The sequence below is a fragment of the Flavobacterium sp. HBTb2-11-1 genome, assembly GCF_009826975.1.
Lineage (GTDB): Bacteria > Bacteroidota > Bacteroidia > Flavobacteriales > Flavobacteriaceae > Flavobacterium.
Genome location: NZ_WUMO01000004.1, coordinates 510,901 through 524,847, shown reverse-complemented (window position 1 = coordinate 524,847; position 13,947 = coordinate 510,901). Strand labels below are relative to the sequence as shown.

10 protein-coding genes are annotated in these 13,947 nt (G+C 35.7%); 4 read left to right on the top strand and 6 right to left on the bottom strand.

Annotated elements, in window-relative coordinates; all coding sequences use genetic code 11:
* Positions 1-27 precede the first annotated feature (27 nt).
* The 6 genes from moeB to glp all read right to left on the bottom strand — a co-directional run bounded on the left by moeB (position 28) and on the right by glp (position 4,985).
* Complete coding sequence (moeB, locus tag GR162_RS11690; RefSeq protein WP_160782297.1) at positions 28-1,122, bottom strand: HesA/MoeB/ThiF family protein; 1,095 nt, start codon at positions 1,120-1,122, stop codon at positions 28-30.
* 11 nt (positions 1,123-1,133) lie between these two features.
* A complete protein-coding gene (locus GR162_RS11685; RefSeq protein ID WP_160782296.1) occupies positions 1,134-1,373 on the bottom strand; it encodes a MoaD/ThiS family protein in 240 nt (79 codons plus the stop codon).
* Positions 1,374-1,375: 2 nt separating this feature from the next.
* Positions 1,376-2,164, bottom strand: coding sequence for a uroporphyrinogen-III C-methyltransferase (cobA, locus tag GR162_RS11680; RefSeq protein WP_160782295.1), 789 nt, complete (start codon positions 2,162-2,164; stop codon positions 1,376-1,378).
* A gap of 5 nt (positions 2,165-2,169) precedes the next feature.
* Positions 2,170-2,742 carry a molybdenum cofactor guanylyltransferase gene (locus GR162_RS11675; RefSeq protein WP_160782294.1) on the bottom strand — a complete coding sequence of 191 codons (573 nt, stop codon included), beginning with the start codon at positions 2,740-2,742 and terminating at the stop codon, positions 2,170-2,172.
* 163 nt (positions 2,743-2,905) lie between these two features.
* Positions 2,906-3,652, bottom strand: a complete 747-nt coding sequence (locus tag GR162_RS11670; protein WP_160782293.1) for a sulfite exporter TauE/SafE family protein — start codon at positions 3,650-3,652, stop codon at positions 2,906-2,908.
* Between the two features lie 160 nt (positions 3,653-3,812).
* Positions 3,813-4,985: a gephyrin-like molybdotransferase Glp gene (gene glp / locus GR162_RS11665; RefSeq protein WP_160782292.1), complete on the bottom strand. Its 1,173-nt coding sequence runs from the start codon at positions 4,983-4,985 to the stop codon at positions 3,813-3,815.
* A gap of 927 nt (positions 4,986-5,912) precedes the next feature.
* On the opposite strand from glp, the gene GR162_RS11660 reads away from it, so the two are divergent.
* From GR162_RS11660 to GR162_RS11645, 4 genes are all read left to right on the top strand, one after another.
* A complete protein-coding gene (locus tag GR162_RS11660; RefSeq protein WP_160782291.1) occupies positions 5,913-9,044 on the top strand; it encodes a TonB-dependent receptor in 3,132 nt (1,043 codons plus the stop codon).
* Positions 9,045-9,061: 17 nt separating this feature from the next.
* The gene (locus tag GR162_RS11655) at positions 9,062-10,534 is read left to right on the top strand and encodes a RagB/SusD family nutrient uptake outer membrane protein (RefSeq protein WP_160782290.1); all 1,473 of its coding nucleotides are present in this window, start codon (positions 9,062-9,064) and stop codon (positions 10,532-10,534) included.
* Between the two features lie 197 nt (positions 10,535-10,731).
* Complete coding sequence (locus GR162_RS11650) at positions 10,732-12,648, top strand: arylsulfatase (protein ID WP_160782289.1); 1,917 nt, start codon at positions 10,732-10,734, stop codon at positions 12,646-12,648.
* 230 nt (positions 12,649-12,878) lie between these two features.
* Positions 12,879-13,937, top strand: coding sequence for a sterol desaturase family protein (locus GR162_RS11645; protein ID WP_160782288.1), 1,059 nt, complete (start codon positions 12,879-12,881; stop codon positions 13,935-13,937).
* Positions 13,938-13,947: the final 10 nt, after the last annotated feature.

The window sequence follows — 13,947 nt, the reverse complement described above, 5'->3', positions numbered from 1 at the left end:
ATTAATTCAATACTTTACGGATAGATTTTAAAAAATAAAATTCGTGAATTCGTGGCTATCCTTTTTTTCTTCTAATAAATTTCGCATTGCTAAAGCCCCACCAGCAATGCTTTTTATATTTTTAAATCGATGCTTTTGAAGCAACTCGAATGCAATTTTACTTCTAATTCCAGATTGGCAGAAAATGTAAATGGTTTGTTTTTTATCCAGTTTTTCTAACTTACTTTCCAAATGCATTAACGGAATCTGAATTTGATTTTTTAAACTGATTTTTGGCGATTCATCTACATTTCGAACATCGAGAAAAAGAACTTCATCGTTATCCATTTCATTCAAAACCGATTCAAAACTTATTTCCTCCACTTCACATTTATTGTATTTTTCTTCGAATGCTTCTCTGGTGATGGTTTGAAAATCATTTTTTTCGAAATCGTACTTTTGCTGTTCGTTATTCAGCGTATTATAAACCAATATTTTTCCGCTTAAAATTGCTCCGATTCCGAGAATCATTTTTAAAACTTCATTGGCTTGAAGCATTCCGATAATCCCAACTGAAACGCCAAGCACTCCAGCTTCTTCACAATTTGCCGCGTTTAAATTTTCTTCGGGATATAGACATCTGTAAGTTGGTCCATTTTTATAATTGAATACCGAAACTTGTCCTTGAAACCTGAAAATTGATCCGTAAACCATTGGTTTATCAGTTACCAGACAGGCATCGTTTATTAAATATTTGATCGCGATATTATCTGTTGCATCAACTATAATGTCATATTTTTCAAATAATGAAATGGCATTTCTTCCAGATAACTTTTCAGAAATTGCTTTTACTTTAACTAAAGGATTCAATTCAGCAATCATTGCTTTGGCTTCCTTTGCTTTTGATTTTCCGATAGCTTCAGTTTTGTAAATTACTTGTCTTTGAAGATTAGAAATTTCGATAACATCATGATCTACAATTCCAATTTCTCCCACTCCTGCAGAAGCCAAATATGGCAAAATCGCAGCGCCCAAACCTCCTGCGCCAATTACTAAAACTTTTGATCTGGATAATTTTTCCTGACCTTCCTCTCCTATCTCAGGAAGTATAATTTGTCTGTTATATCGGGTTAATGAACTCATGAATCATGTTTTTATCCTCCTGCGAATGGCGGCAATAATGCTACAATATCGCTAGTCTGTAAAGTGTAATCTGAAGTTTTGGAAACCATTTTTTGATTGACTGCAACGCTGAAAGTCAGTGATTCAAACTCGTATTTTTCGTTTAAATCCTGTAATAATTTTTGCAACGAACATTGTTCTGAAAAAGATAATGTTTCGAATTCACATTTTGTTTTTTCAGCGACAGCTCCAAAATATTTAACCTCAATCATTTTTATAAATTTAAATTTTGAAAAATAAATTCGTCATCAAAGTGTTCCTGAAAATACGAAATCCAACTTGATGTAGTTCTAACGACTTCACCGATAACGATAATTGCCGGCGATGATATGTTTTTTTCAGATACCAATTTAGTGATTGTATTGATAGTTCCAATTACTTTTTGCTCTGAATTTTTCGTTCCGTTTTGAATAATGGCAACTGGCAAATCATCATTTCTGTTTTCTTGATAAATCGAAATGATTTCGTCCAATTTATGCATTCCCATTAAAATAACAACGGTTGCTGCCGATTTCGAAGCCAATTGAATGTCTTTTGACAATTTATGGTCTGAAGTTGTTCCTGTAATAACCCAGAAACTCTCTGCTACTTTACGCTGCGTCAAACTAATTCCAACCGAAGCGGGAACTCCTAAAGCAGATGAAATTCCAGGGACAATAGCCGTTTCAATTCCGAAATCTTCAGCAAATTCGATTTCTTCACTTCCTCTTCCAAAAACAAACGGATCACCGCCTTTTAAGCGAACCACATGCCCATGAGTTCTTGCCATAGAAACAATCAAATCGTTAATCTGATCTTGCGTATAAGCATGGCATCCCAAACGTTTTCCAACAAAAACAATTTCTGCATTTGGTGCATATTCCAATAAATCTTCATTTACCAGAGCATCGTACAAAACGACATCGGCACTTTTTAAAACTTTAATTGCTTTTAGCGTAATCAATTCAACGTCGCCTGGCCCTGCACCTACAATAGTCAATTTGGGTGTTTTTAAATCTCGCATAGTCTTTATGTTAAATTGATATTCAGATCATTTAATTCGTCTGCCGAATTAATATTCGTCAAATGATAGTTTTCACTTTCTTCTATATTGATAATCTGATGCGGCAATTTGGCCAGCAGATCCATCACTTTAAGCTCATCAGAATCGATCGCTTCTTTTATAACAGAAACAATATTTTTTGAATAAATCCCAATTAATGGATGGGTTTTGCTTTCGGATGCAAAAACTGTAATTCCAGCCTCACTTGTATGTTTTGAAATTAATTCTTGCAATAATTCAGTCGAAATTAACGGAATATCACAACTCAAAATCAGATTGAATTCGGTTTCAGAATATGATAATGCTGTGTAAATTCCACCAAGCGGGCCTTTGTCTAACACTAAATCTGGTATTTTCTCATAGGGCAGATAATCATATTCTTTTGATCCAGTAATTAGTTTAATATGATCTGTTATTGGTAAAACCGCTTGAATAATATGTTCTATAAATGGTTTATCCTGAAACGATACCAATCCTTTTTCTGATTGCATTCTAGTGCTTTTTCCTCCGCAAAGAATAAATACTGTTAGTGTTTCCATGGTCTTTTTGTTTCAAGTTTTCCTTGTTTCAGGTTGCGATGAGTTTTTTACCGCAAAGTGCGCTAAGTTTTTTTGCTCATTGCTACCTTTAATATTAAGTTCGCAAAGCTTTGCGTGCTTTGCGTAAATCTTTGCGTACTTTGCGGTTAAATTCACTTTATTTTCAAGGAAAAATCAATTTCACGCTTGCCATTAAAATCACCGTTCCTAATACCATTTTTAATGTTCTGTTGGAGAAAGAACCGCTTCCGTAAAATCCTCCCAGCATTCCTCCCACAACTGCAATCGGAACGAGATAAAAACTTTCCATCGGAATTGTTTTTCCTCCTAAAAAGAATCCCAACATTCCGGCAAATGAATTCACAAAAATGAATAAACTCGAAATCGCAGCCGATTCTTTTACTGACGCCCATCCTAAAAATAACAGGATCGGACTTAAGATAATTCCACCGCCAATTCCCAACATTCCAGATAATAATCCTATCGCAAAACCAATGGCCAAAGCAAACGGAAGGTTTATTTTTACCTCTTCTTTTTCTTTAAAATTAAATATTCCAAACAACCTCAACGCTGCAAAAACTAATACAATTCCGAGAATTATTTTATAGATCGCATTATCTAAAGTGATAAAACCTCCTATAAAAGCTGCTGGAATCGAAGCAATAGCAAACGGATAAAACAGCTTGGGTTTGAAATAATTATTTTTATAATAAAACAAAAACGAAATACTCGATACAAACAAATTCAGCAACAAAGCTGATGGTTTCATAATCGAAACCGGAAAAGCAAAAATGCTCATCAAAGCCAAATATCCAGAAGCTCCGCCATGCCCAACGCTTGAATATAGAAATGCAATTATAATTAATGCAAAACTGAATAATAGTATATTTTCGGAACTTAGGAGAGCCATTTTGTTTTTTTGTTTTTTTGTTTTTTGTTTCAGGTTTAAAGTTTCAAGTTTAACAATATATGTTTTTATTTATACTGCGCTTTTGCTACTTATCTTAAAAAATCTTTTCTCTTTAATCTTTTCTCTTTAATCTTTTCTCTTTAATCTTTATTCTAAAAACCTAATCAATGGGCAAGATAGTTACTGATGTGCCTTTTGTAATGCTTTCGGTATCGTGTGGCACAATTACCAAACCATTTGCGATAGCGAAAGAATTTAACATGGAAGAAGCTTGTCCTTCTAAAATGGTAACACTTGTTTCATTATATAATGCTTTCAAAAAAAGTGTTTTTCCTGTGTCATTGACTATGTCGTTTTCTAATTTTCGAACAATTTTTGGCAAATGCGTATTCGAGAATCCCATTTTATTTTTGACTGCAGGATACACATAAATATAAAAATTAGTCAATGAAGAAGCTGGATTTCCTGGCAACGCAAAAACTAAAGTATCTTTTTTAGAACCAAAAAACATTGGTTTTCCAGGTTTCTGATTAATCTTGTAAAAAAGCTCTTCTACTCCATTTTTCAGCAAAGCTTCTTTTACAAAATCATAATCCCCCACAGAAATTCCGCCAGATATTAGCACAATATCATTCTTCTTAAGGATGGGTTGCAGTGCTTTTTTTGTTGCTTTTAAACTATCCTTCACCGTATGAACTTTAACTTTGTTAATTCCGATGGTCTGCAAAGCCGCTTGTAGCATTACAGAATTGCTTTCGTAAATTTTCCCTTTAGAAAGTTTCTTGCCTGGCTTTACCAACTCATTTCCCGTCACTAGAATAGCCACTTTCGGTTTTTTATAAACTGTTATTTCTGTAATTCCTAAACAAGCTAAAAAACCAATTGCTGCTGGAGTTATTAATGTATTGGCATCAAAAACAACATCCTCTGCACTAATCTGTTCGCCTTTGTTTCTAACATTAGCAAAAGGTTCTGGCATTTTTGCAATCAAAATTGAATCTCCATTTACCATTACATGTTCCTGCATTACAACAGTATCTGCGTCATTAGGGATATATGCGCCTGTAAATATGCGTACGGCTTGGTTTTCTTTTAGTTTTACATTGGCATGATCGCCAGCCTGCGAAATTCCTACCACATCAAATTGATGTCTTCTTGAATGAATAAAAGCATAACCATCCATTGCCGATTGGCGAAACGGTGGCATTGAAATCGGCGAGTAAATTGTTTCTGCCAAAACATATCCGAGCGCTTTTTGAACAGAAATTTTCTGAGTGGACAAAACTGAACTGTTTGCAGCGACAATTTCTAAAGCTTCTTTTACTTCTATCATTTCGTTTAATTATAAAACTAAGTAAAAATACTTAATACAAATATAAGTATTTATCCGTAGGTTGATTAAAAAATTTTACTTTTCTTTTATAGTCTATAAAATTACTCTAATTTATTCAAAATCAACTTGAAATTTAAATTTAGATTACAGATATCCGTGTCAAAAGAGTTTCTTAAGACTCTTTTTACGCTTTTGTAAACATTTAAGTCTATTAAAAGTGCTGTTTTAGAGTTGAAAAATAAGTATAAAATACTACAATTTTAATCCAAGCACAAAATTTATTTTAACATTTATCTGATTACAGAATTCTTTGCTATCCCTTTTAAAATAAGGGACAAACAAGACAAGTCCTTCTTACAGCGCTTCTACAAACATATATTTTTCAAAAAAAACTCCTCAAACTTTTGGTTTTTATTATATAAAATTTAACTTTGTCTATAGGATTAGTAGAGTTTAAAACAGTATTTCAAACTATAAAAATTATTATTGTGAAAACAACAGAAAGCATATCGCGTTACATTCTTCCTAAAAAATACACTTATAGCACTATTTGTTATATGTGTTTCTGTTGTTAATTATCTACTCTTACTTTGTTTGCCTTTAGAATCCATATCGAAGCAAAACATAAAAAATATCACCAAAAATATTTATTGAATTTTAACCAAGAAATCTCTCCAATGCATTCAATTGTATTGGGCAAGGCTCTTGAAACCATACCTATTTATTTACAAATTAAATAACTAACAATTAAAAAGACTAAAATGAAAACAATGCAAACCTGTTGCTTTAAATAAAAAAAGCCATTTCTGCGGCAACAGAAATGGCAAGGCTTAAAGAACATTTATCACTAAATCAAGAACACTTTTAGAGTGCTGTATAAACAGTGCTCAGGGCGTCTTGTTAATTACTTAAAACCAACACAAAGAAATGAAAAAAAAGTTAAACATACACATACTGCTGTTTCTACTCTTCATAACGGCAGGAATACAAGCCCAAAATACCACCCCACTTATTCAATCAAAACTAGATGGAACTGTCGTTGATGCTATTACAAATCAACCTATAATTGGTGCTTCGGTTACCATTAAAGGTACAACCCACGGCGTTGTGACAGATGCCGAAGGAAAATTTTATTTTCAAACAGGACAGAAATTTCCTTACACCTTGATCGTAAGTTACATCGGATATAAAAAACTAGAAATAATTGTTGAGAAAAATCCCGTAATTATTAATCTTAAAGAAGAACGCCAAGAACTAGACGAATTGGTAGTTGTAGGTTACGGAACTCAAAAAAGAAAAGACATTACAGGCTCGGTAGCTTCGGTTCCAAAAGCCAACTTATCTCAGGTTACTTCTTCGGCAGACAATCTATTAAGAGGTGCAGTTGCTGGAGTTGTAGTTACACAAAGTTCTGGACGTCCAGGCGCTTCTTCAAGCGTTCGCATTCGCGGAGGAAACTCGATTACTGCTGGTAATGAACCTTTGTATGTTGTTGACGGAATCTTAATTTACAACGATAACAATAACAGTAGCGCGGGAGTAACATATGCGGGTGCGAGTGTCAATGTGCTTTCTACTATTAATCCTGCTGACATCGAATCTATTGAAGTTCTTAAGGATGCCTCAGCAACAGCTATTTATGGTTCTAGAGGTGCCAATGGAGTTGTAATTATTACGACAAAAAAGGGAACAAAAGGACAAGATAATATTTCTTACCAAGGCTATTTCGGATTCCAGAATATTTCCAAAAAACTGAAATTGATGAATGCGAGCGAATGGGCAAGTTTAAGAAACGATGTTCAGGCGAGTATTGGTCAGGCTCCTTCTTTTTCTCCTGCACAGATCGAAGCTTTGAAGACTTCTGGAAACTACGATTGGCAGTCCGCAGCATTTGTAACGGCAGCACCTGTTCAAAATCATAATTTATCTTTTTCGGGCGGAGACGAGAAATCTAGATATGCTATTTCTGCAGGATACTTTGATCAGGATGGTATTGTTTTAGGATCTGATTTTAAACGTATTTCGCTACGAGCCAACTATGAACGAAATTATTCTCAGAAATTCAAATTTGGCGTAAATGCCAATTATACCAATTCGATTGCAAATGGTGTTGGTACAAATGGAGGCGCGGCGGCAGGAAGAAACCCAAACCCACTTGTTAGTGTAGTTTTGACAGCTCCTGTGGTTCCTATTAAAAATGCAGACGGAAGTTACAACGTAACCAACAATCCTTACGCAACTTCTGTAAATGGTTATGTTCCGAACCCAATTAATGATTTGGAAAATACAACGAACGAGACCAAGCTAAACAGAATCCTGACTAGCTTATTTGGCGAATATAAATTCAATAAAGAATTAACGGCTAAAGTTGCGGTGAGCGGCGATGTTTTAAATACGAAACAAAATTATTATGCGCCTTCAAACACCACTACTGGAGCAGGTACAAAAGGATTGGCCTCTATCGGAGAAAGATTAGTAAGTTCTGTTTTGAATGAAAATACGCTTACCTACAATACCAATTTTGGCGAAAATCATAAATTCTCTGCTTTAGGAGGTTATACGCTTCAATACACAAAAGGTGAAGTTGTAAATGCAGGAGCTCAGACTTTTGTTAACGATGCCAATACTTACAATGCACTTCAAGATGGTGTGGCGGTAAAACCATACAGCGAAGCTTATGAAAGTGTTTTGAAATCTTGGCTGGCTAGAGTCAATTATTCGTATAAAGGAAAATACAACTTTACACTTTCTGGACGTGCAGACGGTTCTTCAAGATTTGGTTCTGAATCACTTTGGGGCTACTTTCCTTCTGCTGGATTCTCATGGAATATTACAGACGAAGAATTTGCCAACAATATTAAAGGCGTAACCGAAGCAAAACTAAGAATTACAGCTGGAACGACAGGAAACCAAGAAATCGGAAACTACCTGCCTCTTGCTTCGATGGGATCTGTAAATTATTCTTTTGGAGGAACATTATATACCGGTTTAGCTCCTACCCGATTGGCAAACCCAGATTTGAAATGGGAAAAAACAAATCAATATAATGTTGGGTTGGATTTATCATTATTAGACCGAAGAATCAATTTTGTTTTTGATGTGTATTATAAAAAGACGAAAGATTTATTGATCAACGTTCCTGTACCATTGAGTTCGGGTTATGCCACAGTGCTTCAAAATATTGGTGGAGTTGAAAATAAAGGTTTTGAAGTTGGTGTAACAACGGAAAATATAAAAACAGAAAACTTCGCTTGGAACTCCAATATTGTATTTTCTCTTAACCGAAATAAAGTTACTGAGATCGGAAATGGCGTAGATCAGTTTTTCCCAGTAGTGCCAAACGGTTCTTTATTGCAGCAGCAGCCTGTCACAGTAAAAGTAGGTTTACCATTAGGAACTTTCTGGGGTTATAGAACCAACGGAATTTTCCAGACTCAGGAAGAAGTAAATACACAGCCAAAAATCAACAGTTTGGCCAATACAAAAGTGGGAGACAGAAAATATGTTGATACTAACGGAGATGGCGTAATTACAGCTCTTGACAAAGGCAATTTAGGCACATCTCAACCAAAATTTGTTGGAAGTTTCAGTAATACAGTTTCATACAATGATTTTGATTTAAATTTCTCTTTTCAAGGTGCATATGGCGGAAAAATCTTTAATGCCTTAAATCAGCAATTGGAGATCTCTACTCTTGGAACCAATGCGGCGGCGACTCTAAATGATCGATGGACACCAACAAATCCGAGTAATGAAATTCCGAGAGCTTCTAGTTCTCCTTTAGGAATTGTTTCTGAACGTTATGTTGAAGATGCTTCTTTCTTACGATTAAAATTAATCACATTAGGATACACTTTACCTAAAAGTGTTTCTAAAAAACTGGGAACAAAAAGCGTAAAAATCTACGTCTCAGCAGAAAACCTAATTACATGGACCAAATACACTGGCTATGATCCAGAGGTAAGTTCATACGAACAAAACAACTTATATCCGGGAATTGACTTTGGTTCTTATCCAAACTCCAAAACATTCATCTCGGGCTTGAACGTAACTTTCTAAGTAAAAAAAAATATATAATGAAAAAGATAATCATAACATTCCTTTTAAGTGCCAGTCTATTGGTATCGTGCACTGATCTTGAGGTGACACCTAACTCTTTCGTAACCGAAGACAATTACTTTATCACTCAAGATGATGCAGTAGCGAGTGTAACTGCAGTATATGCCTCTTTGAGCCTTGATCCAGGTGAGCAAAGTTTATTTGGTCGAAACCTTTACTTCTTAACCGATATGGGTTCTGATTACGCAGCTGCAGGAGTTTCTGCTACAAACCCGCAAGTTAGAGCCATGAGCAGTTTAACACACGATGCTACCAATGATCGTGTTCAGGTAGCATGGAGACAAATTTACAACGGAATCAACAGAGCAAATGTTTCTATTGATAATATTCCGAAAGTTTCAGGTTCAGAAGTGATCAAAACCAGATTGATCAATGAAGCTAAATTCATCCGAGCATTGCTTTATTTTCAAGCAGTTCGTCTTTGGGGCGGAGTCCCGATTGTTTTGCACGAAGCTAAATCTATCAATTTGGGAGATTTAAAAACGAATCGTTCTACAGTTGAGGAAGTGTACACCCAAATCATCAAAGATTTAACAGATGCCGAAGCGCTTCCAAAAACCTATACGGCAGCAGATGCTGGACGTGCCACATCAGGAGCAGCAAAAGCCATTTTGGCAAAAGTGTATCTGACTAGAAAAGATTGGCCAAACGCGATTGCAAAAGCTAGAGAAGTAATTGACGGAGGTTACGGATATGCTTTGTTTGAAGATTTTCAAGATATTTTCACTAAAACAAAAAAGAACGGAAAAGAGCATATTTTCTCTGTTCAGTTTGAACCAAATCAAGCAGGAAACGGATCAAGCGGAAGTACTTTTCAAGCCACTTCTTTTACTGGATTTACAGCAACAGAACCAGCAGATATCATTTCAGACGTTGCTTTGTTTTATGACATCTATGTACCTGGAGACAAAAGAAGAGATGTAAGTTATGCGAAACAATTGCTTAATCCAGCGACAGGTACGCTATACACTTTTCCAAAACCTATTTTCAAAAAATACTTGGATTTGTCTAATCTGGCGACACCTTCAAACGTAGCGATCAACTTTCCAGTTATTCGTTATGCGGACATCCTTCTGTCTTTAGCGGAAGCAATAAATGAACAAGGAGGTCCAACTGCAGAAGCATACGAATTGATTAATCAAGTGCGAAGAAGAGCTTTTGGAAAGGCCATCACAACTCCAGATGTGACTGTTGATTTAGTGGGATTAAACCAGACGTCTTTTAGAGCTGCAATTCAGGAAGAGCGCAAAAAAGAATTTGTTCAGGAAGGACAGCGCTGGTACGATTTGGTAAGATGGGGAACATTGGTTACTGAAGTAAAAAAGGTTACAGCTAAAAACTCAGTTTCAGAAAGAAATAATCTGTATCCGATTCCGCAAAGCGAAAGAAATATCAATCCTGATGGATTGCCACAAAACCCTGGATATTAAAAAATTTAAACGCATGGAAACATAGATTTTAAATTATTAATAAAAAAAGTAAAAGAGAAACTCGTTTCTCCACACATAGTTACTATGTGAATTGAAATAAGTGAAACGCCTTTTATCAGAAAACAAATCTATGTTTCTATGTGTTTAAAAATAGGAACCATTATTTAAAAACCATATAACTAAAAAAACTATAAAAAATGAAAAATTTAAAAAATAGCATCTCAATCAAAGGCTCTAAGAAGGGGCTTTTGATTACTGCTGTCCTGATTGCACAATTGGGAATAGCACAAGACAAACAAGAATTTAAGGGTACAATCGGAAAAACTCTGGCTGATTCTAAAGAATACTGGCCAGATCCTGTAACGGCACCAAAAGGCGCTCCGAACATTGTTTGGATTCTTTTAGATGACGTTGGATTTGGAGCTTCAAGCGCTTTTGGAGGCTTAATCAATACGCCTACTTTTGATAATCTGGCAAATAATGGTTTACGTTATACAAACTTCCATACAACAGCAATTTGTGCTCCTACCCGTGCCGCTTTATTGACTGGAAGAAATTCAGGAAGAGTTCACGTAAGCGGATTTTCTCATACTATTTTATCGGCTGGTTTCCCAGGTTGGGACGGAAGAATCCCAGCAGATAAAGGAACAATTGCAGAGATTTTACGCGACAATGGCTACAACACGTTTGCAGTTGGAAAATATGGTGTTACACCAGATGAAGACGCAACAGATGCGGGTCCGTTTGACAGATGGCCAACGGGAAAAGGTTTCGATCATTTTTACGGATTCTTAGGCTCTCAAACCGACCAATACAATCCTGATTTGGTTGAAGACCAAGTTCACATTAAACCTGACGGACGCCATTTAAATGAATTAATCACAGACAAAGCAATCAGTTACATTCAGAAACAGCAAAAAGCAGCTCCTGGAAAACCATTTTTCTTGTATTATGCTCCAGGGGCGGTTCATGCACCGCATCAAGTAGCTGAAAAATGGGTTGAGCCATACAAAGGCAAATTTGATGAAGGCTGGGATGTTTATCGCGAAAAAGTATTGGCAAACCAAAAGAAATTGGGTGTAATTCCTCAAAATGCCGTTCTGCCAGAACGTAACGCTTTAATTACAGAATGGAAAAAATTATCACCAGATCAAAAGAAAGTATACGCAAGATTCATGGAAGTTTACGCTGGATTCTTAACGTATACAGATTATGAAATTGGAAGAGTTGTAGATTATTTAAAACAAAGCGGACAGCTTGATAATACTTTAATCTTTGTTGCCATTGGAGATAACGGTGCAAGTAAAGAAGGGACTCTACAAGGAACAATCAACCAAAGTTTATTTGCTCAAGGAAAAACCGACGAAGAAAACTTCCAAAGCAATTTGAACAACATTGGCGAAATCGGAACAGCTAAAGGTTTAAATACCAATTACCCTTTGGGATGGGCTCAGGCAACAAATGCTCCTTTCAAAAACTGGAAACAAGATGCTCAGTCTGAAGGAGGAACTCGCAACCCGCTGATTGTTTTTTATCCAAACGGAATTAAAGACAAAGGCGGTATCAGAAATCAGTACAGCCACGTAACAGATATTTTGCCAACGACTTTGGATATTGTTGGCATTAAAGCGCCAGAATACATTAGAAATATCAAACAAGATATTATTCAAGGTTCAACATTCAAAGCTTCTATAGATAATCCGAAAGCGGAATCATTGCACAAAGTTCAGTATTACTACATCTTCGGAAACAGAGCCATTTATAAAGATGGATGGAAAGCTTCTGCGGCGCATTTGCCAGATTCTTTTGCAGTAAAAAAATCTTTAGGAAGCAACGAAAAACCTGCTCCAAGCAACTTTGATACTGATGTTTGGGAATTATACAATCTAAACGAAGATTTTAACGAACGTAATAATCTGGCGAAAAAGTATCCTGAAAAACTGGCTGAACTTCAAAAATTATTTGACGAACAGGCAAAAGAAAATAATCTATATCCTTTAATCGATTGGCAGGATGTTTATAACAGAAGAATTCACAATACTGGTGCTGATAAAGGAAAAACAATTTCTGATTTAATCAAACAAGCAACTAAACAAGGCGGAACCAATAATTAATTACAGAACCTGCAAGGTTTTGGAAACCTTGTAGGTTTCAAATCTTATACATAAAAAATACCTACAAGGTTTGAAAAACCTTGCAGGACATAAAAAGAATAATCATGAAACGAGTAGATTATGAAATCATAGGAAAAAAGATTGTCGTTGGGATAATCTTGTTTTTAGTTCCACTGGCTATCCTAGCTGGCGGATTAGCAGTAGTAAATCAATTTTTAAAATAAGAAATCATGGCAATAGTTCAAAAAGAAAAACTAACGAGAGACTTCACAATAAGTTTCTTCATTTATTCATTGCCTGTAGTGGCAATTTATCTATATTTTAAATTAACTGGCGGAGCTATAAGTGAATCGCATATAACACTGCCTTCATTTTTAGAATTTGCACAACCTGTTTTTGCTAATATCAGAACTTGGGGATTAACTGTATTTATGATCGTTTTAGGAATTATAGAATTTGCCGCTGGACTTTACGATGACGAATGGACAGGTGAAGAACGCAAAATAGATATTGTTTGTTTCTTAGCCCCAAAATTGCTTTTGCCTCCTGTAATTGCTTTTTTCAGTCTAACTGCTTTACCTTATTTATTGCCAAATCTGGCTAATTCATTATCATGGGTTCCGTTTTGGGGAGGTTTTTTCTTAATAGCAATTGCCGATGATTTAACGCAATATTGGTATCACAGACTTCATCATCAGATTCCGTTCTTGTGGCGCTTTCACAGGACACATCATTCGGCTCCGTACATGGGAATGGCGATGGCTTCAAGACAAAACTTTATTTATACGGTTTTCTTTTCTCAAATTTATTTGACAGCCACTTTAACCTATTTAGGTTTAGGACTTCCTGCTTTATTTGTTTTAGTAATCAAAAGTTTTATCACTTTGGGAGCGCATTCAAGCATTCCATGGGATAAACCATTTTACAAATACAGAGTATTGCATCCAATTGCATGGGTTTTAGAAAGATTGATTTCTACTCCAGCAACACATCACGCACACCATGCAGATACAAGCGGAGACGGTGTTGGACATTTTAAAGGAAACTTCGGAAACATGTTTTTTATCTGGGATGTCATTTTCGGAACAGGATTGATTACTCGCCAATATCCAAAATCATTCGGAACAAAATCATACAAACAAGAAGAATGGTACGCACAATTTCTTTGGCCTATTTTTAAATCTAAAAAAGAAGGAAGTTCTCTTGCCGAGGGAGTATTATCGCTTCCGCTAAAACCAAAGCCAGTTTCCGCTGAAGAAACTCCTGCACCAGTATTAGAACAAGTATAATGCTTCGTGA